Raw genomic sequence first — 25,876 nt, 5'->3', positions numbered from 1 at the left:
CGGCCGGGGTAGTCGGCCCGAGGCCGTCGCAACGGCGGACGCCCGGCCCCTGGGGCCGGATGCCCGCCGCGACGCGGGCGGTGAGGTCACGCGCGGTGCGGGAGCCCGCGTGACACCATCGCCTCCGCGGTACGAACGCGCTTCGAGGAAAGGTGAGAACGTGTCAAGCAACTCTGGACAGACCGGTTCCAAGGCGGCGTCGGCCGCCGCCGCGACGCTGAACGACTCCGGCTCGACCAAGGAGGAGAAGTCCGCCGCGGCCAGCGCGCTGTCGCAGGCTCCGCAGAGCCAGGGGGAGACCGGTTCCGAGGCGGCGTCGGCCGCCGCCAAGACGCTGAACGACTCCGACTCGACCAAGCAGGAGAAGTCCGCCGCGGCCAGCGCGCTGTCGCAGACGCCGTCGGACTCCGACAAGAAGTAGACGTCCGCGGTCTCCGGCAGGGGACGCCGGCGGAGCGACGACGGCGGGTCGTCCGGGATCACCCCGGCCGGCCCGTCGTTCACGCCGGTGACGCCCCCCGGCCCGTACGGGAAGGAACGGTACGGGAAAGGGCCGTGCGGGAACGGCGACGAGAACCCGCGGCCGGTGCGGTGGCCCGGGAGAGGCCGGCGCGGTGGCCCGGGGAGAGCCGGTGCGGAGGCTCAGGGGGCGGGCAGCCGGTTGACGGCGTGGTCGCCGCTGCCCCAGAGATACTGCACGGCGTACGAACGCCAGGGCCGCCAGGCGGACGCGCGGCCGGTGAGCGCGGCCGGGGTGACGGGAAGGCCCGCCCTGCGGGCGGCGGCGCGGACCCCCAGGTCGGTGGGGAGGAAGGCGTCCGGATCGCCCAGGGCGCGCATCGCGATGGTCTCGACGGTCCACGGCCCGAATCCCGACAGTGCGGACAACTGCGCGCGAACCCGGTCGCGGTCGGCACCGAGGTCGATCCCACCGGAGGCCAGCGCGGAGATCAGCCCGATGAGGGTGGCGCGGCGCGCCCGGGGGAGGGCGAGCGCCGAGGGGTCCAGCGAGGACAGCTCCTGCGGTGAGGGGAACAGGTGGGTGAGGCCCCCGGCCTCGTCCGCGATCGGTACGCCGTGGGCGGTGACCAGCCGGGCGGCGTGGGTGCGGGCGGCGGCGGTGGAGACCTGCTGGCCGAGCACCGCGCGTACCGCGAGTTCCGCAGGGTCGACCGTACGGGGCACCCGGCGGCCCGGGGCTCCGGCCACCAGGGGGGCCAGCGCCGGGTCCTCGGCCAGGAGCCCGTCCACGACGGCGGGGTCGGCGTCCAGGTCGAGCAGGTCACGGCACCGGGCGATCGCGACGGGCCCGTCGCGGAGATCGGTGAGGTTCAGCACGCAGCCGACGTGCCCGGTCATCGGCCGCAGCGCGACGACGCCGTGGCCGTACGGGAGCCGCAGGGTACGGCGGTAGGCGCCGTCCCGCCACTCCTCCACGCCGGGTACGGCGGTCGCGGCGAGGTGCCCGAACAGGCCGTCCACGCGGAGAGGCGCGCGGAACGGCAGCCGCAGCGACAGGACACCGGCGCCCTCGGCGGGGCCTGCGTTCCCGGTGCTCCCGGCATTCCCGGTGGACCCGGTGGACCCGGTGGACCCGGCGGACCCGGTGTGCCGCGTGCGCCGTTCCGTCTCTTCGTGCATGCCACCAGCATCGCCGGTACCCGTCCGGGACGGAGCCGCACCCCCGGAAACGCAGAAAGACCCGCCCCGGGCGGGTCTTCTTCGTGGCGGGGATCAGGCGGCGGGGGCCGGGCCGCTCGTCCGTGGGAAGAGCAGCACGTTGCGGCCGGTGTAGGCGCCGAGATCGATCACCTTGGCGTCCCCGGGCGCCCTGCGACGCGACGCGGAACGGATATCCCTGATCTTGAGCCGTGCGACGTACGGTGGCACGACCACAAGTCTCCTCATTGAGCCCCCTGGCGTGATGGTTCCGTTATAAGAAGTTTTTACAGACCTGTCCATAAAACTGTCGTAAAGACCGGATCAGTAGGGGAGCCGACGTCCCGAGGGGGACCGCAGGTCCAGGCCGGGGGTGCGATCCGACCAGCGTGTTCTTCGCCGCCGGACGATCCTGACGCGTCGCATGATCTGCTTCCTTTCCCGGGTTCGTTCCGCTTCGCCGTGTTCGACGTCGCTCGCGCGGCCTTCCCGCCGACCGTGCGGAGCAAACCTAGCCCGCCCCACCCATTGGATCAACCGCTTTCGCCACGCGGAGCGTCCGGCCTCGTACACAGGGTGACGGCCGGGAGGTGTCGTGGTGGGCACCTGTTTCCCGGCTCGCACGCGCGGCGTGCGGGCGCGCCGGTGCGAGCCCGGATACTGTGACCACGGCCGGTCCCGGGCGTCCCCGAGTCTCCGAACGGCCCGCCCCGCCATGCCGGGAACGGGCATCCTGGAGCACGTCCCCGGCGCCGCCGCCCGGGCCCCGACCTGCCGGTGGCCCGGCGGCGGCCGGGTGGCCGGGAGGGGTTCCGCACCGTTCAGGCAAGGAGGGTCAGGCATGTCCCGGGTGGGCGAACATCCCGAGAGCATCCCGCGAACCTCTCGGTCCCGCCGGGCGTCCAAACCACCGTTGAACGGAGTGTGAGTTGAGCACGACACTTATCGACGGTGATCCGCAACGCCTGGGTGACTATTGGCTGGCCGGCCGGCTGGGCGCGGGCGGACAGGGCGTCGTCTACGAGGCGTACGACGCCGACGGGCGGCGGGTGGCCGTGAAGGTCCTGCACGGCGACGCCGGTGCCGACCCGGAACTGCGCGAGCGGTTCGGGCGCGAGGCCGCGGCGGCCCGCCGCGTCTCCTCGTTCTGCACGGCGGGGGTGCTGGACGCCGACCTGGACGGGCCCCGGCCGTACATCGTCAGCGAGTACGTCGAGGGCCCCAGCCTGCGCAAGGCGGTGGCCGAGGGGCGCCGCTTCACCGGGGGCGACCTGCACCGCCTGGGGACCGCGATCGCCACCGCGCTGACGGCCGTGCACGAGGCCGGGGTGATCCACCGCGACCTCAAGCCCGACAACGTCCTGCTGGGCCCGGACGGCCCCCGCGTGATCGACTTCGGGATCGCCCGGACGATCGACATGTCGCTGACCGCGACCGGCATGGTGGCGGGCACCCCGACCTACATGGCCCCCGAGATCTTCATGGGCCAGCGCGCGACCACCGCCGTGGACGTCTTCGCCTGGGGCGGGATCATGGTCTTCGCCGCGACGGGCGCCGACCCGTTCCGGGCGGAGAGCCTGGGTGGGGTCATGCACCGCGTGCTGTCGGTCCAGCCCCAGCTGGACATCCTGCCCGAGCACCTGCGGCCGTTCGTCGCCGCCTCGCTGGCCAAGGACCCCGCCTCCAGGCCCACCGCCAGGGACCTGCTGCTCGCCCTGGTCAGCGGGGACGGGGCCATCGACACGCCCAGGCTGCTGGCCGCCGGCAGCGACGCGGGCGCCCAGATCCGCGCCACCTCCGCCGACCCCGCGCTCGGCACCCTCGCCGAGGACGCCTACGCCGGGCTCGGCCCGGCCGAGCGGGAGCTGGCCCCCGAGGTCTTCCTGCGGCTGGTCACCGTCGACGACGACGGCCGCCTGCTGGTCCGGCAGGCACAGTGGTCCGAGCTCCTCGACGGGAGGCAGGAGGCCGAGGCGGCCGCGGTCCGCCGCCTGCTGAAGGTCTTCGCCTACCTGGTCACCCACGACGAGCGGGAGGTGTGGCTGTCACGTCCCGCGCTGCCGCAGGCCTGGCCGCGGCTGCGCATGTGGGTCCAGGCCAACCGGGACGGCCTGGCCGTGCACCGCGGGATCCTCGCCGCCGCGCGCCGCTGGCAGACCCAGGGCCGCAAGGACGGCGACCTGTTCCAGGGCAGCAGCCTGGAGAACGCCATGCACTGGGCGGCCACCGGCCGCCGCAACATCACGCTCAGCCCGATCGAGCGCGACTTCCTGGAGGCGGGCGCCGCCCTGACCCGGCGCCGCGCCCGCCGCAACCGGGCGCTGTCGGCCACGCTGGCCGTGCTGCTGGTGGTCGCCCTGGCCGCCGGGGCGCTGGCCGTGCAGCAGAGCAGGGTGGCAGACGCCCGCAGCACCGTCATCGCCTCCCAGCGCGACGAGGCCACCGCCGCCCGGCTGGCGGCGACGGCCGACACGCTGCGGGTCGCCGAACCGGTCACGGCCATGCTGCTCAGCGTGGCCGCCTGGCGGCTGGCGCCGGTGCCCGAGGCCAGGGCGAGCCTGGCCGGCTCCCTGGTCCAGCGCGAGACGGCCACCTTCCGCGACCCCGACCCCGGGATACAGACCCTCAGGGAACTGAGCGCCGACGGGCGCACGCTCGTCAGTGCGAGCGACGGCGAGGCGCGGTTCTGGGACGTGCGGACCGGCCGGCGCGTCGGCCGCGTCACCGGCCTCGGCGACGACCTGCGGGAGATCGCGCTGAGCCCGGGCGGCAGGCTGCTGGCCGTGGCCGACGGCACGAGGCTGAGGGTCTGGAACGTACGGACCGGCAGGCCGACCGGCGCCGGACTCACCGTCGGCGCCCCCGGCATGGGCGGCGACCTCGGCGTGCGGTTCGGGCGCTCCGACGACTGGCTCGTGATCACCGAGGGGGAGGCCAACACCGTCTGGAACCTCACCACCGGGGAGAAGCGGTCCGTGCCCGTCGCGGGCGTCAACTTCGACGTCTCCGCCGACGGAACCCGGATCGTCGCCGGTGGCCTGGAGAGCACGGCGACCGCGTTCACCCTGGACGACCTGCGCAGGATCCCGCTCGGCGGGCGCTGCGCGTGCGTGCCGAACGTGGCCTACAGCCCGGACGGCGCGACCGTCGCGGTCCTGAGGGGGCGGCGGGCCGAGCTGCGCGACGCCTCCACCGGCGCGAAGCTGGATCGCTCCTTCGAGTTCGACGAGGACGTCGCCGAGAGCCACCTCGTCTTCAGCCCGGACGGGCGCTTCCTGGCCCTGGCGACCCACACGGCCCTGCGCGTCTGGCGGGTCCGGGACGCCCAGCCGCTGCTCACCCAGAGGATCGACGCCTACCTGCCCGTCCTGGCCTTCGACCCGGACGGGCGCACCCTGCGGTACTTCACCGAGGACGCGGTGACCGCCCTCGACATCTCCGGGCTGACCGATCCGGTCACGCTCAAGGGGGCCGGCACCCACTGGGCGGCGCTGAGCCCGGACGGGCGGCTGCTCGCCTCCCGGGCCGAGGGGGCGGGCGAGATCGTGATCCGGGACGTCCGGTCGCGCGCCCGGAAGGGCTCGCTGCCGATCGAGCTCGAAGGGGCGAGCGGCGCTTTCGAGATGGCCTTCAGCGGCGACGGCCGGCGGCTGACGGCCGTCACCGGCGTCGACGACTCCGAGCTGGCCGTCTGGGACACCGCCACCTTCAAGAGGATCGCCTCCTTCGGCGTCACCCGTGACGGTACGGCGTCGGCCCTGGCGATCAGCGCCGACGGCACCGCCGTGGCCGCCTACACCCTCTACCACGACGCGGACGTCGAACCGGACGGGGAGATCCACGTCTGGGACGTGCCCGGCGGGCGGCTGCGCTGGTCGCGGCCCCAGACGATCGTCGAACGGCTGGCGTTCAGCCCGGACGGCGGGACGCTCGCGGTCGCCGGCGGTGACCACCGGCTGCTGAACGCGAGGACCGGCAAGCCGTTCGGCCAGACCTACGGCTCGCCCAGCATCGGCATCCAGACGACGGCGCTGGCCTTCTCCGGGGACGGCGCCCGCTTCGCCACGGTCGATCAGACCATGCGGATGTCGGTGTTCGAGACCCGCGGACGGCGGCGGGTGGGCACCCTGATCCGCGGCGAGCGGGGCACGGGGACGACGGCGCGTACGGGGCTGGCGTACTCCCCCCGCGGTGACGTCATCGCCGCGGCGGCGAGCGAGCGGTCGGTGGGGGTGTGGGACGTCGAGACCGGGCGTCGTCTCGGCCCGCCGATCGCGGTGCAGCCCGGTGACCTCCGCTCCCTGGCGTTCGGCTCCGGCGGGGACGCCCTGGTCCTCGTCGACTCGGACGGCACCCTGACCGAGCATCCGGTCGCCCCGGCCGCGGTGGCCCGCGCCGTCTGCGAACGGGCGGGCCGTACCCTGTCGCGCGAGGAGTGGCGCGCCCACCTGGGGGATCTTCCCTACCGCGACGTCTGTCCCGCCTGAGGAGAACTTTCACCCCCCGGGCCGCATCGAATCCCGCATGAGAGTGGCGCGGGAACTCGGCGCGGGCGACCCATGGCGGCTCGGCGGCTACCGCCTGGCCGGACGGCTGGGGGCGGGCGCCCGGGGCACGGTCTACGAGGGCTACGACGCCGGGGGGCGGCGGGTCGCGGTGAGCGTCATGCACGGCCGCCCGGCGGCCGACCCGGAACTGCGCGCCCGGCTCGGCCGCGAGGCCGAGGCGGCCCGCCGGGTCGCCCCGTTCTGCACGGCGAGCGTGCTGGACGCCGACTTCGACGGGCCCAGACCCTACCTGGTCAGCGAGTACGTAGAGGGTCCCAGCCTGCGCCGGGCCGGGCGCCTCTTCGGCGGTGACGACCTGCGCGGCCTGGCCACCGCGGTCGCCACCGCCCTGACGGCCCTGCACCACGCCGGCGTGATCCATCGCGACCTCACCCCCGACAACGTGATCGTCGGGCGGGACGGCCCCCGGGTCACCGGCTTCGGGGTGGCTCCCGGCCTGGGATCGGCGCTGGCCGCCTCCGCGCTGAAGCCGTACGCGCCGTCGTACCTGGCGCCCGAGGTGTTCACCGGTGGCCGGGTGGGACGCCCGGCCGACGTGTTCGCCTGGGGCGCGGTCGTGCTGTACGCGGCCACCGGAGAGGACGCGTTCGCGGCGGGCAGCCTGGGGGCCGTGATGCACCGCGTCCTCTCCCTCGACCCCGACCTGGACCCGCTGCCCCGCTCGCTGCGCCCCCTCGCCCGCGCCGCGCTGGCCAAGGACGCCTCCGCCCGCCCGGCCGCCCGCGACCTGCTCCTCGACCTGCTGGCCCTGCCCAAGCTGTCCGATCTGTCCGCTTCACTCCCTCTGCCGGATCTGCCGGATCTGCCGGATCTGCCGGATCTGCCGGATCTGCCGGATCTGCCGGATCTGCCGGACCTGCCGGATCTGCTCGCTGTGCCGGGTCCGTCCGGCGCGCCCACCGGCGACCGGACGCGCTCCGGTCCGGACGCGCCGGGGACGCCCGCGGCGACCGGACCCCGGGAGCCCGAGGTCGTCGCGCTGCTCAGGGCGGGTGCCCAGGCGGGGGCGAGGGTCCGTACGGCCTGCGACGACCCCGCGCTGGGCGACCTCGCCGAGGCCGCGTACGCCGCGCTCGGCCCGGAGGCCCGGAAGCGCGCGCCCGCGGTGTTCCTCAGGCTGGTGGCCGTCGCGGCCGACGGGGAGGCGGTCACCCGAGAGGTGAAGGTTTCCCCGGCGGCCGAACCCGTCCTCGGCGCCTTCGGCGGGCTGGCCGTGCGGCGTCCTGGCGGGACGTGGGCGCTGTCCCCGGCGCTGCCGTACGCCTGGCCCCGGCTGCGCGAATGGATCGAGGCCGGTCGCGTCCGTCTGGTGGCGCGCGACCGGTTCGCCCGGCTGCTGCCCGTGCTGCTCGCGGCCTCGGCCGTCCTGGTGACGGCGCTGGTCGCGGCGGTGATCGTGGCCGGGCGGACGGTCTGATCGGGCGGGCGGGTGGGTAGGACCCCCACGGGAAACGGCCATGAGTTTTCGGGGGGAGACATGGCGAGCTGCGAGACGTGCGGCAACGACTACGACATGAGCTTCGAGGTGCACGCCCAGGGCAGGGTGCACGTCTTCGACAGCTTCGAGTGCGCGATCCAGAAGATGGCGCCGATCTGCGAGCACTGCGGGGTCCGGATCGTCGGGCACGGCGTAGAGGCCGACCGGCGCTGGTTCTGCTGCGCCCACTGCGCCCGCATGGAGGGGGCGGACGCCATCGTGGACCGGACCGGCATGAAGGTCTGATCCTCGGGGCGGGCTTCACGACGGGAGGGGTCACCGGTCCGGACGGGGGACCGGGACACGGGACGACGGCCCCGGGAGGCCGGGCCCGTCCGCGCTCGCCGCCCGTCCCTCTGCCCGTGCCCGCGGCTCCGGTACGGGCAGAAGGAGGGCGGCGGCGAGGTCAGTGCGCCGGGGCGACGGCGGCGTTCGAGCGCCGCTCCACGACGATCACGACGATCGCCAGCGCCGTCAGCGCGGTGAGCTGCGCGAGGGCCGACCACAGGCCGGGCGCGACCGTGACGAGCGCGACGAGGGCGCCCCAGACCCGCGGGCCGTTGCCCGACATGCCCAGGACACGCCGGAACCAGGCGCCACCCGCCACGAACAGGGCGAAGCCCACCGCCAGGGCCAGGGCGGCGCTGAGCTTCAGCGGGTCGGTCGGATGGCCGATCGCCTTCTTGACGCCCGCGGAGACCGCGACGACGCCCAGCAGCATCGGGATGTGCGCGTAGAAGTAGGCGCCGAGGATCAACCGGGTGCGCCGCACGGGCTCCGCGCCCTCCAGGGCGTGCTCGGCGCGCGTCTCGTCGTCGCCGCCGAAGTAGAGCCACCACAGGCAGGCGGCCAGCGCGAGGCCGAGCACCGCCGTCACGCCGAGGGCGAGGCCGACGTGGAGCCCCTTGGCGCCGATGCCCAGGGCCACGATCGACTCGCCGAGCACCACGATCACCAGCAGGCCGTGGCGCTCGACGATGTGCCCGGCCCGGAGGTTGAAGCCCTTCTGCCCGATGTAGTACGGGCTGCCCCACAGCAGGATCACCGCGGCGGCCCAGAGCAGGTAGTTGTACGGCGCGGAGACCAGGGCGGCCGCGCCCACCAGCGCCGTACCGCCGAGGTTGAACGGGAGCACCCTGGTGATGGCCGAGGTGCCCTGCAGGTACAGCCCGGCGTGCACGACGACCAGCAGCAGGTACCCGATCGCGAAGGCTACGCCGTCCCCGTCGAAGACGGCGGGGATCGACAGCGCCACGATCATGAATCCCGCCATGCCCAGCAGGATCAGCACCCTGCGGGCGGGCCTGGTGGGCGGGACGGCGTTGGTCAGCCAGGCGTACCCGGCGTACATCCACCAGATGACACCGAAGACCAGCAGCACCTGCAGCGCGCCCTCGACGGGGCGGCCCTCCTGCAGGCCGTCCACCAGGAGGCCGGTGAGCTGGGTGACGGTGAAGACGAAGACGAGGTCGAAGAAGAGTTCGAGTGTGGAGACACGGAGTTCGGTCTCCTGCGGTGCGGGCGCGGCCCGCTCCGCGAACCAGCCGGGGAGGCGCATCCGATCATTGTGCAGGTACGACATCTCCGTGTGAATCCATTTATGTCACATCGAAGCGCTTGGTCGCGGTACGTGCGCCATGTCCGTCGGCGACGGGCCGAGGCGTCGTGCGGCGGACGCCTCGGCCACAGGGGGAAGGGGGGTCGCCTGTCAGGGGGGAAGGATCGTCATGGTCGGGTCACGGAGCGCTCCGGCGGGCCTCTTCCGGGTGGTCTCCTCCCGGGTCGCCGTCCGGGCGGTCCCGCAGGGGTCCGTCCAGGACCGCCCGGACCTGCCGGGATCAGCACTCGATGAAGATGCTCTGCCAGCCGACGGGCGTCCTCTGCTCCGCGTTGTCGTCGGAGGGCAGCCGGAAGTGCATCAGGCCCTGCGCGTCGGGCTGGTTGTACATGCGGCCGGACTGGCCGTCGCCGTACCACTTGTAGGACCCGTGGTAGGGGATGTTGGACGGTCCGCAGGCGTCGATCACGACGGATCTGCCGGTGAAACCCGGGCCCTCGTAGGCGACGTACTGCGAGGCGTAGGCGGCACCGGCGGTGATCGCGACGATCCCGGCCGTCAGGGCGGACACGATGAGGGTTCTCTTCACTGCGCTCCTTGGGGTCGAGGGTTCTGCGCTTCTGCGATCCCACCCGGGTGCGGCGGCCGGGCCCGGAGGGTGCCCGGGACCCGGTCGCCGTCCCGCTGCGGAACAGGGCCCATCATGCACGAAGAGTGATCGAGCAACTACTTACCGTGACGACAGGTTGCGGTCACCTCGTCCCCGCGGCCCTCTTCGTTCCCGGGTCCTCTCGGTCCTCTCGGTCCTCGCGGGCCTCCGACGGCCGACATGCGAACGCCGTCATCGAGGCACCGTCACAGGCGGCCTCATGAGAACGCGTCCCGGTCCGGGGGACGGGTCAGCCTTCGGCGGGCTTGTCCTTCTTCCCGGCCACCAGGGTGTCGCCGGTCGTCTCCGGGGCGGGCGGGGGAGCCGGTGCGGCCGGGGCCGCGGCCCCGGTGGCTCCCGGAGGAGGCTTGCGGGTACGCGTACGGGGGCGGGCCGCGGGGAACTCGGCGGTGTCGGCCCCTCTTTCGTCGCTCCCCGCGCCGCTTTCGGGGACGGCCTTCGCGGCGGTGCTCCGGGAGGCGCCGCTCCCCGACGGGACGGAGCCCGCGGGGGAGGAGCCCGGATCGGAGAAGCCCGGATCCGAGAAGGCGGGGCCGGGACCGTCGCCGGGCCTCTTCCCCGAGTTCCCCGAGTTCCCCGAGACCGGCGCACCCGGTGCCGTCCGGGTGGACGGCCGGGCGGGCGGCTCGGGCTCGCGCAACGAGGCGATGACGTCGTCGGCCTCGGCCTCGGCGGCGAAGTCCTCGGCGGCCTCGGCCTCGCGGCGTTTGATCACCACCATGTGGTCGACCGACAGGCGGCCCGCGCCGCCGACCGCGAGCAGGATGGAGGCGGCACCGAGCGCGACGATGAGCTTGGCGTCACCCCCGGTGAGCGGCAGGCCGACCTGGCCGCTGGCCAGGACGAACACGGCGAGGGCCTCGGCGAACAGCAGCAGGCCGCAGGCGGGCACGGCCAGGCCGGCGACCATCAACGCCCCGCCGATGAGCTCCGTCAGCATGGTGACGGCCGCCCATATGTAGGGGCCGGGGGCCTCCAGGGTGGCGAACTGGGCGGCGGTGGCGTTCAGGCCCGCTTCGAGCTTGTGCCAGCCGTTGGCGAAGAAGATCCCGCCCACGCCCAGCCTGGCGGCCAGCGAGGCGAGATCGTGGAGGGTTCGTCGCACGGCTCCTCTTTCTGGTGAGATTCACCGTTCCTGCCCATGCCTGACCGATAGATGACCGAACCGGGGTCTTCCAAACCCCGGGACCGCCTCCGGGCCGCACGGCGGTGCGGCGCGCGGGGGATCCGGGGACCCGCCGGGGCGCTCCCACGGGGAGGGGCCGGAGCCCCCATGGCCCCTCACGACGGGTCGTCCCGTCCCTCCCGTGACCGGCCGGGCACCAGCAGCCCCACCGCCAGTGCGGTCGCGCCGAGCAGCAGGACGCTCACCACGATCGTCGAGTGCAGGCCCGAGACGAACGCGAGACGGGCCGCGGCGAGCAGGGCGTCCCCGCTCGCGCCGCCGATCTCCCGCGCGATGTGCGCGGCCGAGGCCAGCGACTGGCGGGCCTGGTCCATCGCGCCCGGGCCGATCCCGGGGACCTGGGCCAGCGAGGGGGCGTACACGATCGTGGTGATCGTGCCGAGCACCGCGACCCCGAGGCCGGCGCCCAGCTCGTAGGCGGTCTCCTCGGTGGCGGCGGCGCTGCCGGCGAGCGCCTCCGGGGTGGACGACATGATCGTGTCCGAGGCGGCCAGCAGGGTGACCTGGATGCCGAAGCCGATGCCGACGAAGCAGAACGTCAGGGCGATGGGATGCCCCTCGGTGCCCCAGGCCAGGGTGGGGGTGAGGGAGAGCGCGGTCAGCGCCAGCCCGCCGCTCATCGTGGCGCGCAGGCCGAACCAGCGCAGCAGGCGCGCCCCGGTCAGCCCGCCCGCGATCGAGGCGATCATCAGCGGGAGCAGCCGTACCGCCGCCTGGAGCGGGCTGTCGCCGAGGACCAGCTGGAGGTACTGGGCGAGCATGAGCTCCAGCCCGACCAGGGAGAAGACCGTGAGCAGCACCCCGCCCACCCCGGCGCAGAACGCGCGCCGCCGGAACAGGTCCAGGTCGAGCAGGGGGAAGGGCAGCCGTCGCTGCCGGCGGACGAACCAGGCCAGCAGCCAGGCCCCGGCCAGGAACGCCACCGCTCCCGCGGGGTGTCCGGCCCCGGCCTCCTTGAGGCCGAAGGCCACGCCGAGGATCCCCAGCACGGACAGCAGCGCGCTGAGCGCGTCCCACGGGCGGTCCGAGCGCGTCCGGCCTCCCGGCAGGAGCCTGGCCGCGGTGGGCAGCAGGACCAGCAGGATGGGGACGTTGATCAGGAAGACGGCGCCCCACCAGAAGTGCTCGACGAGCACCCCGCCGACGAGCGGGCCCACCGCGGCCCCGGCCGCCGCCACCGCGCTCCAGATCCCCAGCGCGACCGCACGCTCGTGCCGGTCGGTGAAGACCTGCCGGATGATGGACAGGGTGGCGGGCATGATCATCGCCCCGCCCACGCCGAGCAGGGCGCGGGCGGAGATCAGCGCGTACGGGGTCGGCGCGAACGCGGCCGCCGCCGAGGCGACGCCGAAGACCAGGTAGCCGGCCAGCACCAGGCGCTTGCGCCCGTAGCGGTCACCGAGCGTGCCGAAGGTCAGCAGCAGCGGCGCGACCACCAGCGAGTAGACGTCGATGATCCACAGCAGCTCCACCGAGCTCGGCTCCAGGGCCGCGGTCAGCGCGGGCACCGCGATGTGCAGCACCGTGGCGTCCACCGCGATCAGCAACAGGCTGAAGCAGAGCAGGGCGAGGATCGACCACCGGCCGGCACCGGATGCCCGCGGGTCGCCGTCGGCATGCCCGGTGTGGGCCACGACGCTGGTCATGGGCCGCTCAGGATTTGTCAGCCTGGACGAACATGCGTCGCAGCTTAGGCGAAGTCCGGCACTGCATGGGTTGGCATTCGATGATGCATCTATAGATATGTCCGTCTTGCAGGGATCCGTCCGGACCTCTCTAGAGAGATACAGGGCTATACCGTCGTCTAGGCAAACGGGGACCCCGGCACCGACCATGGCGGGCGTGGGGGATCAGCGCGAGGCCCGTGAGCCGTCGTGGTGAGCGGGCCCGGCGGGCCGGTCGGCCCCGATCCGGTCCCGCCGCCCCGGGACGCCGACGACCCCCGGCAGTGGTGCGCGGTGGCCGTCTCCTGGCTGGCCCGGGACCGGCCCGAGGCCGCCCTGGAGGCCGCCCGCAGGGCCCTGGATCTCGGTCCCCCCGGCGGAACCGGCACCGGGGACGGCACGGGGATCGCCGGGGCGACCGTCTCGGGGGTCGACATGTGGACCCGGGCGGGAACGGCAGGGCCCCGTACCGGGCCGGGCACCGCTCCCCCCGCGGGGATCCGCCCCGGGACCGGTGCCGATCCCCGCGCGGGGAGCGGCGCGGCCTCCGGCGCCGACTGGGGCTACCGCCTGGCCAGCCTGGCGTTCGAGCGGCTCGGCCGGGACGCCGAGGCCGTGGCCGCGGCCGAGGAGGCCGTACGCCTCGCGCCGGGCTCCTGGGCCGCGCGGATGCGCCTGGGCTCGGCGCTGCGCCGGGTGCCCGGACGCTGGCGCGAGGCGTGGGCGCAGGCCTCGCGGGCCGTCCGCTACGCGCCCGAAGAGCCCGACCCGCACGTCCTGGCCGGTGATCTCGCGCTGCTGCGCGGCCGGTACCGCCACGCCGAGGACTCCTACCGGGCCGCGCTGGGCCTCGCGCCGGACCACGTGGGCGCCCGGATCAACCTCGGCCTGGCCCTGCTGCGCTGGCAGGGCCCGCGCGCCCACCACGACCCTGCCTGGCCGGTGGACCCGCGGGAGACGGGACGGGCCAGGCGCGCGCTGGAGACGTGGTCGCGGCGGACCCGGCTGCTGCTGGCGGTCGCGCTCGTCGCGGTCTGCGCGGTGGAGTTCGGACTCGGCCTGGCCGGCGCGGCGAGGATCGGCGGCGCCCTGGTGCCGCTCGCCGTCCTGGCGATCACCCTGCGGCAGGCGCGCCGGGTCAGGCTCTGGCCGTACGTGCCCGGCATGCTCGTCCGCGATCCCTGGCTCGGCGTGTCGCTCCTGCTCACCCTGGCCGCGCTGGCCGCCTACGTCGTGATCGTCGCCGGCCTGCCGGCGCGGGTGCCGCCGTCACCCGCAGGGCCGCTCCCGCTGCTCCCGCCGCTTCCGCCGGGCGCGCCGGGGACCCTCTGGGCGGTCCTGGCCGGGCTGGTGCTGCTGTCCGGCGCGGTGCCGCTCGTGCCGCGGGTGCTGGCCGGGGTCTGGCGCGGCCGGCCGGTCAGGGCCCTGGCCGAGTTCGCCGCGGCCGGTGACGACCGTACGGCCCGGCGCGACCTCGACGTGACCCTCTGGCTGGTGGCGGGCCGGGCCTGGTCGGTGTCGGCGGCGGCCGCGGTGGTGGTGACCGTCGCCGCCGGGAGCGGGCGGCTCCTGGCGCTGGCCGCCCTCGCCGTGCCGTTCGCCCTGGGCCGGCTGCGTGCCCGGCCCGGACTGGCGCCCTGCCTGGGCCGGGCGGCGGCCGCGGACCGCGGGCTGGCGGCCGCCCTGGTCCTGCCCGCCGTGGCCGCCCCGCTGCTCGGGGTGGCCGCCGTGGCGCCGTGGCTCGGAGCCGGCCCGGTGGGCGCGTGGGCCTGGCGGGCCGCCCTGGTCCTGCTGGCCGTGCCGGTGGCGGTGTACGCCGCCGGGTCGACGCGGGCGTGGTGGCGGGGGGCGGCCGGGCCGGGACGGGCCTCGCTGGTCATGTGCGACGGCTGCGGCGCCCGGCTCCCCGGCGACGCCGGACCGCCGGTGGGGCTCACCGGGGAGGTGCGCGCCGCCCTCACCTACGCGCGGGAGGTGGTGCTCGCCTACACCGGCCCCGACGGCCCGCGCACGCTGGCCGTCGGCGCGGTCAGCTCGATCGGACCCGGGGGCGAGCTGCGCCTGATCGCGGCGTCCGACGCCTGGGAGGCCGCCGAACGCGACCCGAGGGTGGCGGTCTTCGTCGCCGACCCTCTCGACCGCCGCTTCTGGGCTGAGGTGCGCGGCATCGCGATCGGCGACGCCGAGGCCGCCCTGCTGAGGATCACTCCCAAGGAGGTGACGATCGCCGACTACCCCGGACGCCACCAGGGACGCTCCACCCGCGACTGACCAGCCCGCGCGGGCCCCCGGAGCGTCCGGACGGCCCCCGTGACCCGAGTGACCCGAGCGCCTCCCGCGGGCCTGCCCGCCCTGACGCCCCCCGCCTCGACCACCCCGACGACCCCGACGACCCCCGTGACCGGACCGCCCCGCGACGGGCCCCGGCTCGCTACCGGAGCGCTCCCCGGCCGGACGGCCCCGCCACGGGCCCGTCACCGGGACGCTCCCGCACGCCGCCGGCTTGCCGGGCGGTGACATTTCTCTGCCCTTTCCCGGGTTTCCGCCCCCGCCCCGGCCCGGCCGTCCTCCCGCCCGCGGTCGCGGACAGCGGGCCGGAGCGCAACCGCCGGCCGTGACCGGCCGGTCACGCGCGGCGGCGGCCCGGTCACCGCCCGCCACGGGCGGGACGCGGGAACGGCCCGGGGGCGGGTGGGGCGGCCGGGACGGCGCCGGGCGGGACACGCCGCCTCGGACGCCGTTTTCATCCGCTCTCATCTGATATCTGATCGTGCCCGACCGGCGGCGTGGCGCGACGCACAGGCACGCGCAAACGTCCCCCCGGTGCGGTATAACCGGGGGCGGACCGGGGAGGCGTGATGCGGGAATCCAGCAGGGCCCGGCCGGCGGGGCGCGCGGCCGCACGTGATCTGTTCGAGCAGGTGCGGTCGGGCTACTTCCGGCTCGCACCCCCCCTGCGCAGGCTGCTCTACGTCGCCGTGCTGGTCGCGGCGGTCGCGCTGGCGCTGGGCACCGGCTGGTCGGTCCTGGGCACGCTCTTCGTCACGCTGACGCTGCTCGGCTTCGCCGCGCTCACCCTGAGCTTCCCGCGCGCCGCCGCCACCCTGCTGGTGGTCCTGGTCTGGCTGGCCGTCCTGACCGTCGTCCAGGGAGGGTACGGCTGGGGCTCACCGGTCCTGACGGCGCTGACGGTGCTCGCCCCCCTGGTGGCCGGCGCCGCCCACCTCATCCGCTGGGTCCCGCCGTGGGCGACCACCGCCATGGCCCTGGGCGCGGCCGGTCTGGTCGCGCTGCTGTTCGGCACGCTGCTCACCGCCCTGGCGCCCGCCGTCGCGATCTGGGCCGCGTACGCCGCGGCGGCCGGGGTGCTGGTCCACCGGTTCCTCCAGGCGCGCCGGGCACTGGCCACGGCGACGGCCGAGCAGCCGCAGGCCGGCCTCAGGGTCCGCGAGGGCGGGCACGCCGTCCCCGCCCCGCCCGCCCGGCAGGACGCGCCCCCGCCCATCTCGGTCGAGGAGGCCCTCGGCGAGCTGGACGCCATGATCGGCCTGGCCCCGGTCAAGGAGCAGGTCCGCTCCATCGCCGCCTCGATCGAGGCGGCCAGGCTGCGCAGGGAGGCGGGGTACGCCACCGAGCCGCCGATGCGGCACTTCGTCTTCGTCGGCCCGCCAGGCACCGGCAAGACCAGCGTGGCCAGGACCGTCGCCAAGATCTTCTACGCCTTCGGCCTGCTGGAGACCCCCTACGTGGTGGAGGCCCAGCGGGCCGACCTGGTGGGGGAGTTCCTCGGCGCCACCGCGATCAAGACGAACGAGCTGGTCGACCGGGCGCTGGGCGGGGTGCTCTTCATCGACGAGGCGTACAGCCTGATCAACTCCGGCGACGGCCAGCCCGACAGGTTCGGCGCCGAGGCCGTGCAGACGCTGCTCAAACGGGCCGAGGACGACCGCGACCGCCTGATCGTCATTCTGGCCGGGTACGAGAAGGAGATGACCGCCTTCCTGGCCTCCAACCCGGGTCTGGCCAGCAGGTTCTCCAGCCGGGTCCGCTTTCCCAGCTACGCCCCCGACGAACTGGTGCGGATCACCGAGCTGCTGCAGCGGCGCCGGGGCGACCGGATGGCGCCGGAGGCGATGCCCGCCCTGCTCGCCCGCTTCGAGGACGTCCACCGGCGGGCGATCGTCGACGAGCTGGGCAACGCCCGGTTCGTCCGCAGCCTGGTGGAGGCCGCCGCGCAGGCCAGGGACGTGCGGGTGGTGGGGGCGGGTGGCGCGCCCACCACCGAGGACCTCGTCACCACCGCCGAGGGCGACGTCGTCAAGGCCTTCGACGAGCTCACCGCCCGCTACCGGAGCTACCAGGCGGCCCCCTCTCTGGAGGAGGCGCTCGCCGACCTCGACCGGATGGCTGGCCTGGAGCCCGTCAAGCGGCAGGTGCACGCGATCACCGCGCAGCTCAGGGTGGCCAGGATGCGCGAGGAGCGGGGCCTGCCCACCCCGCCGCAGATGCGGCACTTCGTCTTCGCGGGCCCGCCGGGCACCGGCAAGACCACGGTGGCCCGCATCCTGGGCCGGATCTTCGCCGCGCTGGGGCTGCTCCCCCAGCCCGACGTGGTGGAGGCGCAGCGGGCCGACCTGGTCGGCCAGCACCTGGGCGCCACCGCGATCAAGACGAATGAGCTGGTCGACCGGGCGCTGGGCGGGGTGCTCTTCATCGACGAGGCCTACGGCCTGGTCAACTCCGGCTACAGCGGCGGCGACGCCTTCGGCACCGAGGCCGTGCAGACGCTGCTCAAGCGGGCCGAGGACGACCGCGACCGGCTGGTGGTCATCCTGGCCGGGTACGAGCGGGAGATGAGCGCCTTCCTGGCCTCCAACCCCGGCCTGGCCAGCAGGTTCAACCAGAGGGTGCTGTTCCCCTCCTACTCCCCGCGGGAGCTCACCGAGATCGCGGTGCTGCTCGCCGACGAGTCGGGCGACAGGTTCGACGACGCGGCCCGGCGCGACCTGGCCGAGGTCTTCACCTGGGTCTGCGACGAGGGCCTGATCGACGGCCTGGGCAACGGCAGGTTCGCCCGCTCGCTCTTCGAGCGCGCCGCGATGCGCAGGGACGTCCGCCTGGCCGCCCTGGGCGACGCCACCGCCAGCGCCGCCGACCTCACCACCATCACCAGCGCCGACCTGCGCGCCGCCGTGGACGAGCTCGCCGGGAAGTGACATCGGCCCCGCCGGCGTCATCGTTCACCGAGATGCCTCCGATTCGGTACGCTATGCAGCCTGTCGGTCGCCGAGTGTAGCAAGATGGTGACTCACAGCGGCGGGCCACGGAGGAGGAAAGATGGCGGGATTCCTGGCCCGCAGGCTGCTCAACTACCTGGCGTTGATCGTCGTGGCCACCAGCCTGGCCTACATGCTGGCCGCCTCCGCGCTCGACCCGCGCTCCAACTACGAGGGACGCAACCCCCCGATCCCGCCCGCGGTCGTCGACGCGCGCCTGTCCGACCTCAACCTGAACGACCGCGTCCCGCTCCTGGAGCGCTACCTGACCTGGGGCGGCGGTGTCGTCCGCGGCGACCTCGGCCGCAGCGTCACCGGCGGCTCGGTCGGGGAGGACCTCGGCCGCCGGATCGGCGTCACCCTGCGCCTGATCACGATAGGGCTGGTCCTCGGTAGCGTCACCGGCATCGCGATCGGCGCCTACGCCGCGGTCAGGCAGTACGGCGCCTTCGACCGGCTCTCGACCGGCCTGTCCTTCGGCGTGCTGGCGATCCCCACCGTGGTGCTCGCCAACATCCTGATCATCGCCGCGGTCCGGTTCAACGAGGCGGTCGGCGCCCAGGTCTTCCTGGTCAGCGGCGAGGCGACCCCCGGCCTGCAGGGCGGCCCGGCCGCGGCCCTGCTCGACCGGGCGCAGCACCTGGTGCTGCCCACCCTGTCGCTCTCGCTGAGCCTGGTCGCGATCTACAGCCGCTACCAGCGCAACATGATGCTGGACGTGCTCGGCGCCGACTTCGTCCGCACGGCCATGGCCAAGGGGCTCAGCCGCCGCGCCGCGCTGACCCGGCACGCGCTGCGCACCGCGCTCGTCCCCGCGGTCACCTACTTCGCCTTCACCTTCGGGACGCTGCTGGTCGGCACCACCTTCACCGAGAAGATCTTCGGCTGGCACGGCATGGGGGAGCGGCTGGTCGACTCGATCTCCACCAACGACGTCAACACCGTGGCCGCGATCAGCTGCCTCGCCGCGCTGGCCGTGCTGCTGGCCGCGCTGGCCTCCGACGTGCTGCACGCCGTCCTCGACCCGCGCGTCCGGGCGGGGTGAGCAGGGATGACCGTCGCCGACGAGGAGCTCGCCGAGCAGCGGGCCCGTGACACCGTCCGGGCGCCCGCGACCAGGCCGCGCCGGGTCGCCGGCCGCCTGCTGGCGAGGGGCCGGGGCCGGGCGGGCTGCGCGCTGCTCACGCTGATCTTCCTGCTGGCCTTCGCCGGCCCGTACCTCACCCGGTGGGGTTACACCGACAAGGACTTCACGGCCTTCCTCGCCCCGCCGTCGGCCGATCACTGGTGGGGGACCCTGCAGACCGGCGCCGACGTGTACGCGGTCACGCTCCGCGGCATGCAGAGGTCGCTGATCGTCGGCCTGCTCGCCGCGGTGGTCGGCACCGCGCTCGCCGCGGTGGTCGGCGCCTTCGCCGGGTACTTCGGCGGCTGGACCGACCGCTCGCTGACCTGGTTCACCGACCTGCTGCTGGTGCTGCCGGCCTTCCTGATCCTGGCGATCATGTCCCCGCTCTTCGCCGGGGGCCAGTGGCCGGTGTTCGTGCTGGTGCTCGCGCTCTTCCTGTGGATGGTCACCTCGAAGATCGTCCGGAGCATGACCGTCTCGCTCAGGGAACGGGAGTTCATCCAGGCGGCCAGGTTCATGGGCGTGCCGCCGACGACGATCATCTTCCGGCACGTCCTGCCCAACATGTCCTCACTGCTGGTCGTCGACGCCACGCTGAACGTCAGCGCCGCGATCCTCACCGAGACCTCCCTGTCCTACTTCGGCTTCGGCATCCAGCCCCCCGACGTCTCGCTGGGCGGCCTCATCGCCGACGGCGCCCGCACGGCCGTCTACGCGCCCTGGACGTTCTGGTTCTGCGCGGGCCTGCTGATCCTCACGGTGCTCGCGGTGAACCTGGTCGGCGACGCCCTGCGGGACGCGCTGGACCCGGCCTCGCACCGGGACGGGGGAACGCGATGACGACCGAACGCTCCGCGGGCTCCGCGGGCTCTACGGGCTCCGCGGGCTCCGCGCCCCCGTCGGGCCCCGCGAGCCCGGCGAACCCCGCGGGCTCCGCGGGCGCGCGGCCGTGGGCCGGGCCGATCGGCCACCGCGACCCCGGCTCCCTGCCCGGCTCCCTGCCCGGCCCGCTGCCCGGTCACGGCGGCCCGCCGCAGGCCCTGCCCGACCCCGTGCTGGAGGTGCGCGACCTGCACGTCACCTTCGGCACCGGCCCGGCCGCGGTGCGCGCCGTCCGGGGGATGGGGTACGCGGTCCGCCCGGGCGAGGTGCTGGGCGTCGTGGGCGAGTCCGGCTCCGGCAAGTCGGTCACCTCGCTGGCCGTGATGGGCCTGCTCCCGCGGCACGCCCGCGTCACCGGCTCGGTGCGGCTGCACGGCCGGGAGATCCTGGGCGCCCCGGAGCGGACGCTCACCGCCTTCCGGGGCCGGACGGTCTCGATGGTCTTCCAGGACCCGCTCTCCGCGCTCACCCCGGTCTACCGGGTCGGCGACCAGATCGCCGAGGCGATCCGCGTGCACCGGAGGGTCGGCGCCGCGCAGGCCGCCAGGCGCGCGGTCGAGCTGCTGGACCTGGTCGGCATCCCGGACGCCGCGCGCCGCTCCAGGGCGTTCCCGCACGAGTTCTCCGGCGGCATGCGCCAGCGCGTGGTGATCGCGATGGCGATCGCCAACGACCCCGACGTGATCCTCTGCGACGAGCCCACCACCGCGCTCGACGTGACCATCCAGGCGCAGGTGCTCGAGGTGCTCAGGACGGCGCAGCGGGAGACCGGCGCGGCGATCGTCGTCATCACCCACGACCTCGGGGTGGTGGCCGGGTTCGCCGACCGGGTCCTGGTCATGTACGCCGGGCGCCCGGTCGAGGTCGGCTCCGTGGAGGAGGTCTACCACCGCCCCCGCATGCCGTACACCATGGGCCTGCTCGGTTCGATCCCGCGCCTGGACGAGGGCCGGGAGCGGCCGCTGGTGCCCATCGCGGGAAGCCCCCCGTCACCGGCCGCGCTGCCCCCGGGCTGCCCGTTCGAGCCGCGCTGCCCGATCGCCGTGGCCGCCTGCGCCGAGGGCGAGCCCGAGGCGGTGCCGGTCGGTTCGCCGGATCACCTCGCCGCCTGCCTGCGCGCCGGCGAGATCGAGGAGACCGGCCGGACCCCGGCCCAGGTGTACGGTGTGCGCGACCCGGCGCGGCCCGCCGGGGAACGGCGGCGCCCGCGCGGCGAGCGCGAGGTGGTCCTGGCCGTCGAGGACCTGGTCAGGCACCACCCCCTGATGAAGGGGACGTTCCTGCGGCGCCGGGTCGGCACGGTCCGCGCGGTGGACGGCGTCGGCTTCGACGTCCGCGAGGGCGAGACCCTCGGCCTGGTCGGGGAGTCCGGCTGCGGCAAGACGACCACCCTGATGGAGATCCTGGAACTGGCCGCCCCGCAGCGGGGCCGGATCACGGTGCTGGGCCACGACACCTCCCGGATGACCGCCCGCGACCGGATGGCCGTCCGGCGCGACGTGCAGGTGGTCTTCCAGGACCCGATGGCCTCCCTCGACCCCAGGATGAGCGTGTACGACATCCTCGCCGAACCGCTGCGCACGCACGGGCGCCGCGACCCCGGGCCGAGGATCCGCGAGCTGCTCGACCTGGTCGGCCTGGAACCCTCCCACGCCGCCCGCTACCCGCAGGATCTGTCCGGAGGGCAGCGCCAGCGGGTGGGCATCGCCCGCGCCCTCGCGCTGGAGCCCCGGCTGGTCGTGCTGGACGAGCCGGTCTCGGCGCTGGACGTCTCGATCCAGGCGGGGGTGCTCAACCTGCTGGAGGAGCTGCGGGCCCGGCTGGGGCTGTCGTACCTGTTCGTGGCGCACGACCTGGCCGTGGTGCGGCACATCGCGGACCGGGTCGCGGTCATGTACCTGGGCGCGATCGTCGAGATCGGGCGGGTGGAGCGGGTCTACGACACGCCGCTGCATCCCTACACGCGGGCCCTGCTGTCGGCGATCCCGCTGCCGGACCCGCTTCTGGAACGTTCCAGGAGGAGGATCGTGCTCGACGGCGACCTTCCCGGCCCGGCCGATCCCCCCTCGGGCTGCCGCTTCCGCACCCGCTGCCCCCTGTTCCGGACCCTCGACGAGGCCGGCCGGGGACGCTGCGCGGGCGAGGAGCCGCCGATCCGGTCGCTGGGGGAGGACCACGGCGTCGCCTGCCACTTCGCCGAGAGGTCCGGTGACCTGCCCGCAGGGCCGGTCGCCCGGTCCCGCCCGTCCGCCCAGCCACAGGTCCCGGGAGGAACACAGTGACATCGATCCGGCGGCCGGACGCGTTCCCGGTGCCGCTGTCCCGCGCGGTCCTGGTCCTGGTCCTGCTGCTCCCGCCGATCCTGGCCGGCTGCGGCGACCGGGACGGAGCGCAGGGACGGCCCGCCTCCGCGGTCCGCGCCTACGACGTCAACCCGGTCGCCCGCGACCGGGTCGCCGACGGCGGCGTGCTCCGCTGGGGCCTGAACGAGTATCCGTCCAACTGGAACCTCAACCACGTCGACGGCAACCTGGCCACGGTCAAGAAGGTCGTGGACGCCCTAATGCCCTCGCCCTTCCGCTCGGACGCCAAGGGGCAGATCTCCCCGGACACCGACTACCTGACCCGGGCGAGGGTCACCTCCGCCGGGTCCCGGCAGGTCGTCACGCTGACCCTGGACCCGCGCGCCCGATGGTCCGACGGCACCCCCATCACCTGGGAGGACTACCGGGCCCAGTGGCAGGCGATGAGCGGCCGCGACGGCGAGTACCGGGTGGCGAGCACCACCGGCTACCAGGACATCGAGAAGGTGACCAGGGGCGAGGACGACCACCAGGTGGTGGTGACCTTCGCCAAGCCCTTCGGCGACTGGCAGTCGCTGTTCACCCCGCTCTACCCCCGCACCACCAACGCCACCCCGGGGGCGTTCAACGGCGCCTGGCTGAACCGGATCCCGGTGACGGCGGGCCCGTTCAGGTTCGTCTCGTTCGACCCGACCGCCAAGACCGTCACCCTGGCCAGGGACGACCGCTGGTGGGGGGACCGCGCCAAGCTGGACCGGATCATCTACCGCTCCCTGGAGAGCGACGCCCTGGTCGGCGCGTTCAGCAACGGCGAGCTCGACACCTTCGACATCGCACCGTCCGCCCCCGACTACGCCCGCGCCAAGGCCACCCCGGGCGCGATCGTCCGGCAGGCGGCCGGGCCGGACTTCCGGCACATCACGATGAACGGGGAGAGCGCCCTCCTGTCCGATGTCAGGGTCCGCCGGGCCGTCGCCATGGGCATCGACCGCCAGGCCATCGCCCAGTCCGACCTGCAGGGGCTCGACTGGCCGATCGTCCTGCTGAACAACCACTTCTTCATGAACACCCAGGAGGGCTACCGGGACAACGCCGGGGAGATCGGCCGCTACGACCCCGCCAGGGCGGCGCGGGAGCTGGACGCCGCGGGATGGCGGCTGGAGGGCCGGACCCGCAGGAAGGACGGCAGGGAGCTGACCCTGCGCTTCGTGCTGCCGTCCGGCCTGCAGCTCACCAAGTCCGAGGCCGAGCTCGTCCAGGACATGCTCGCCCGGATCGGCGTCGGGGTCACCCTGCAGTCGGTGCCCACCGACGACTACTTCACCAGGTACATCATCCCCGGCAACTACGACATCACCGCGTTCGCGTACGCGGGCACGCCCTTCCCCGTCTCCAGCGCCTACGGCCAGTACGCCGACGCCGTCCGGCGCGCCGACGGCACCCGACAGTGGAACGCCAACCTCGGCCGCATCGGCTCCCCGCGTATCGACGCCGCCATGAACAGGGCGACCGCGGACCTGGACGACGCCGAGGCCGTCGCCGACACCAACGCCGCCGACAGGCTCATCTGGCAGGCGGTCAACGTGGTGACGCTCTACCAGCGCCCGCAGAACGTCGCGGTCAAGGACACCCTGGCCAACTTCGGGGCCCGCGGGTTCCACAACCTGCGCTACCAGGACATCGGCTACCTCCGGTGAGGGGTCACGGTCCGAGGTCTCGGCCCCGCTCCAGCAGGGCGTCCACCGCCTCGACGGCCCGGGCCAGCCGGGCGGCGGGCGGGCCGGTGACGACCAGGTGCGGCATCCCTCCCGCGGCCAGCTCCTCGCGGAAACGGGCGTCCATCCGGTGCCGGATCGCCTCCCCGTCGCGCCAGCCGTCCTGCTCGAAGGGCACGTCCCGCACCGAGGTGAGGATCCACAGGTCGTGCCGGGCGCGGCGGTGCACGGCGATCACCTCGGGGGAGGGGACGCCGAGGTAGCGCTCGTGCCACAGGGCGGTGGTGAAGGCATCGGTGTCGCAGACCAGCAGCGGCGACCCCGTCCGGGCCGCGGCCTCCTCCCAGGCGAGCTGGCGCTCGGCGATGAGGGTGAACTCGGCCGGCTCCCAGCGCAGGTCGTCCAGCCACGGTTCGGGCAGCCCGCGGTCCTTGGCGCGGCGGCGGGCGCGGGCGAGCTTCTCCTCGGAGTACGTCCTGCCGTACTCGGGCACCCAGCGGGTCGCCGCCCACGGTCCGCCCCGGGCCGCGTAGTGGGCGGCCAGGGACCTGGCCAGCGTGGTGGTGCCGCTGGACTCCGCGCCGACGACCACGACGCGCCGTGCCAGGTGGGCGCGCACCGGCGCCGACAGATGCTCCCAGCAGGAGACCGGGTCGTTCCTGACCATCGTCCCGCTGACCGGGAACCGTTCCCGTCCGGCGTCGACGTCGACGGCCACGGCGCCGAACCGGCGGGCCAGCTCCGGCCCGTACGCCTCCGAGGAGAGGACCGCGTCGATCTGCGGCACCCGCCCGTGCGCCAGGGCCAGGGCGTGCCGGAACACCTCGACGTGCGCCGACCAGATCTCCGGGTCGTCGTAGTCGATCTCGACGTCGTCGACCACCGGGGCGATCGTCACGTGGGCCTGCGGGTGCGCCTCGCGCAGCCAGGCGGCGCGCAGCGCCAGCGGCAGGGTCTCCTCGGTCGAGGCGGCGACCACCACGCTCACCGACGCGCACCGCGCGGCGGCGGTGTCGATCAGGTGGTGGTGGCCGGCGTGCGGGGGGTAGAACTTGCCGATCACCAGCCCGTGGGCGAACTCCGGGCCGCTCACGGCCGCGCCACCCGCTCGTCCGGCGGCGCGGCGGGGGGCGTCGCCGACAGGGAGCGGGCCGCCAGGTCCGCGCGCCAGGCCAGCAGCCCGGCGACGCAGAGCCCCAGGAAGATCACGTACAGGGCCGCGGTCAGGTGCAGGCCCTTGTAGAGGTAGAGGGGGATGTAGATCACGTCGGCGGCGATCCACAGCCACCACGACTCGACCAGCTTGCGGCTCTGCCCGTAGGTGGCCAGCAGCGACAGGGCGGTGGTCAGGGCGTCCCAGAACGGCACGTCCGAGTCGGTCCTCGTGGACAGGACGGCGGTGAGCGCCGCGGTGAGCGCGATCCCGCACCCGGCCAGCACCGCCCATTCGCCGCGCCCGGTGCGGCGGACCGGGAGCGGGGTCCGCCCGGCCCCGCCGTAGAGCCACTGCCACCATCCGTACAGGCCGAGGACGACGTAGACGACCTGCAGGGCCGCGTCGGCGTAGAGTTCGACGGTCAGGAACACCGCGCCGAACAGGGTCACGCTGGCGACGCCGATCGGCCAGTTCCAGACGTTCTGGCGGACGACCAGCCAGACCGTGAGGACGCCGGTGACGAACCCCAGGAGCTCGGCCCAGCTGGTCGGGGTGGTGCCCAGGGTGAACGCCGGCCGCATCAGGGGGGCCAGTATCTCGGCGAGTGACATGCGATCTCCTCAATCGTCATAG

General features: G+C 74.5%; 18 protein-coding genes. 10 read left to right on the top strand and 8 right to left on the bottom strand.

Annotation, left to right across the window (positions count from 1 at the left end; translation table 11 throughout):
- Positions 1-160: 160 nt before the first annotated feature.
- Entirely contained in the window at positions 161-421 is a 261-nt protein-coding gene (locus ACIBCT_RS10105; RefSeq protein WP_399187039.1) for a hypothetical protein, read from the top strand.
- A gap of 221 nt (positions 422-642) precedes the next feature.
- On the opposite strand, the gene ACIBCT_RS10100 is transcribed toward ACIBCT_RS10105, so the two are convergent.
- Both ACIBCT_RS10100 and ACIBCT_RS10095 read right to left on the bottom strand, forming a co-directional pair.
- On the bottom strand, positions 643-1,641 hold the full coding sequence (locus ACIBCT_RS10100; protein WP_399187038.1) for a DNA-3-methyladenine glycosylase family protein: 999 nt from the start codon (positions 1,639-1,641) through the stop codon (positions 643-645).
- A gap of 93 nt (positions 1,642-1,734) precedes the next feature.
- Complete coding sequence (locus ACIBCT_RS10095; RefSeq protein ID WP_344896255.1) at positions 1,735-1,908, bottom strand: hypothetical protein; 174 nt, start codon at positions 1,906-1,908, stop codon at positions 1,735-1,737.
- Positions 1,909-2,588: 680 nt separating this feature from the next.
- Between ACIBCT_RS10095 and ACIBCT_RS10090 the strand changes: the two genes are divergently transcribed.
- Genes ACIBCT_RS10090 through ACIBCT_RS10080 form a run of 3 tightly spaced genes read left to right on the top strand, consistent with a single transcriptional unit; the run spans position 2,589 to position 7,950 of the window.
- The gene (locus ACIBCT_RS10090; RefSeq protein ID WP_399187037.1) at positions 2,589-6,146 is read left to right on the top strand and encodes a WD40 repeat domain-containing serine/threonine protein kinase; all 3,558 of its coding nucleotides are present in this window, start codon (positions 2,589-2,591) and stop codon (positions 6,144-6,146) included.
- Positions 6,147-6,183: 37 nt separating this feature from the next.
- Complete coding sequence (locus ACIBCT_RS10085) at positions 6,184-7,644, top strand: serine/threonine-protein kinase (RefSeq protein ID WP_399187036.1); 1,461 nt, start codon at positions 6,184-6,186, stop codon at positions 7,642-7,644.
- 60 nt (positions 7,645-7,704) lie between these two features.
- Positions 7,705-7,950: a hypothetical protein gene (locus tag ACIBCT_RS10080; protein ID WP_344896248.1), complete on the top strand. Its 246-nt coding sequence runs from the start codon at positions 7,705-7,707 to the stop codon at positions 7,948-7,950.
- 160 nt (positions 7,951-8,110) lie between these two features.
- On the opposite strand, the gene ACIBCT_RS10075 is transcribed toward ACIBCT_RS10080, so the two are convergent.
- The 4 genes from ACIBCT_RS10075 to ACIBCT_RS10060 all read right to left on the bottom strand — a co-directional run bounded on the left by ACIBCT_RS10075 (position 8,111) and on the right by ACIBCT_RS10060 (position 12,764).
- Positions 8,111-9,286 (bottom strand): low temperature requirement protein A, encoded by a 1,176-nt coding sequence (locus tag ACIBCT_RS10075; protein ID WP_399187035.1) that lies wholly within the window; start codon positions 9,284-9,286, stop codon positions 8,111-8,113.
- A 256-nt stretch (positions 9,287-9,542) separates the two neighbouring features.
- A complete protein-coding gene (locus tag ACIBCT_RS10070) occupies positions 9,543-9,851 on the bottom strand; it encodes a MiAMP1 family antimicrobial peptide (RefSeq protein ID WP_399187034.1) in 309 nt (102 codons plus the stop codon).
- 310 nt (positions 9,852-10,161) lie between these two features.
- Positions 10,162-11,037, bottom strand: coding sequence for a DoxX family protein (locus tag ACIBCT_RS10065; RefSeq protein WP_399187033.1), 876 nt, complete (start codon positions 11,035-11,037; stop codon positions 10,162-10,164).
- 176 nt (positions 11,038-11,213) lie between these two features.
- Positions 11,214-12,764, bottom strand: coding sequence for an MFS transporter (locus ACIBCT_RS10060; protein WP_399187032.1), 1,551 nt, complete (start codon positions 12,762-12,764; stop codon positions 11,214-11,216).
- A gap of 228 nt (positions 12,765-12,992) precedes the next feature.
- Here ACIBCT_RS10060 and ACIBCT_RS10055 point away from each other — a divergent pair, with 228 nt between their 5' ends.
- The 6 genes from ACIBCT_RS10055 (at position 12,993) to ACIBCT_RS10030 (ending at position 24,069) form a co-directional block, all read left to right on the top strand.
- Entirely contained in the window at positions 12,993-15,053 is a 2,061-nt protein-coding gene (locus ACIBCT_RS10055; RefSeq protein WP_399187031.1) for a hypothetical protein, read from the top strand.
- A 587-nt stretch (positions 15,054-15,640) separates the two neighbouring features.
- Positions 15,641-17,998: an AAA family ATPase gene (locus tag ACIBCT_RS10050; RefSeq protein WP_399187030.1), complete on the top strand. Its 2,358-nt coding sequence runs from the start codon at positions 15,641-15,643 to the stop codon at positions 17,996-17,998.
- Positions 17,999-18,119: 121 nt separating this feature from the next.
- Positions 18,120-19,103: an ABC transporter permease gene (locus tag ACIBCT_RS10045; protein WP_399187029.1), complete on the top strand. Its 984-nt coding sequence runs from the start codon at positions 18,120-18,122 to the stop codon at positions 19,101-19,103.
- A 6-nt stretch (positions 19,104-19,109) separates the two neighbouring features.
- A complete protein-coding gene (locus ACIBCT_RS10040; protein WP_399187028.1) occupies positions 19,110-20,027 on the top strand; it encodes an ABC transporter permease in 918 nt (305 codons plus the stop codon).
- A complete protein-coding gene (locus tag ACIBCT_RS10035; RefSeq protein ID WP_399187027.1) occupies positions 20,024-22,351 on the top strand; it encodes a dipeptide ABC transporter ATP-binding protein in 2,328 nt (775 codons plus the stop codon). Before ACIBCT_RS10040 ends, ACIBCT_RS10035 begins: the two co-directional genes overlap by 4 nt.
- Positions 22,348-24,069 (top strand): ABC transporter family substrate-binding protein, encoded by a 1,722-nt coding sequence (locus tag ACIBCT_RS10030; RefSeq protein ID WP_399187026.1) that lies wholly within the window; start codon positions 22,348-22,350, stop codon positions 24,067-24,069. Before ACIBCT_RS10035 ends, ACIBCT_RS10030 begins: the two co-directional genes overlap by 4 nt.
- A gap of 4 nt (positions 24,070-24,073) precedes the next feature.
- Here ACIBCT_RS10030 and ACIBCT_RS10025 read toward each other — a convergent pair whose 3' ends face one another.
- Together ACIBCT_RS10025 and pnuC are read right to left on the bottom strand one after the other, a co-directional pair.
- Positions 24,074-25,180: an AAA family ATPase gene (locus ACIBCT_RS10025; protein ID WP_399187025.1), complete on the bottom strand. Its 1,107-nt coding sequence runs from the start codon at positions 25,178-25,180 to the stop codon at positions 24,074-24,076.
- Positions 25,177-25,854, bottom strand: a complete 678-nt coding sequence (pnuC, locus tag ACIBCT_RS10020) for a nicotinamide riboside transporter PnuC (protein ID WP_399187024.1) — start codon at positions 25,852-25,854, stop codon at positions 25,177-25,179. The genes ACIBCT_RS10025 and pnuC overlap by 4 nt, the downstream gene beginning before the upstream one ends.
- Positions 25,855-25,876: the final 22 nt, after the last annotated feature.

Source organism: Streptosporangium sp. NPDC050855 (assembly GCF_044456585.1).
Taxonomy (GTDB): domain Bacteria; phylum Actinomycetota; class Actinomycetes; order Streptosporangiales; family Streptosporangiaceae; genus Streptosporangium; species Streptosporangium longisporum.
The sequence above is the reverse complement of the archived record's forward strand: the minus strand, read 5'-3'. Positions and strand labels throughout refer to the sequence as shown.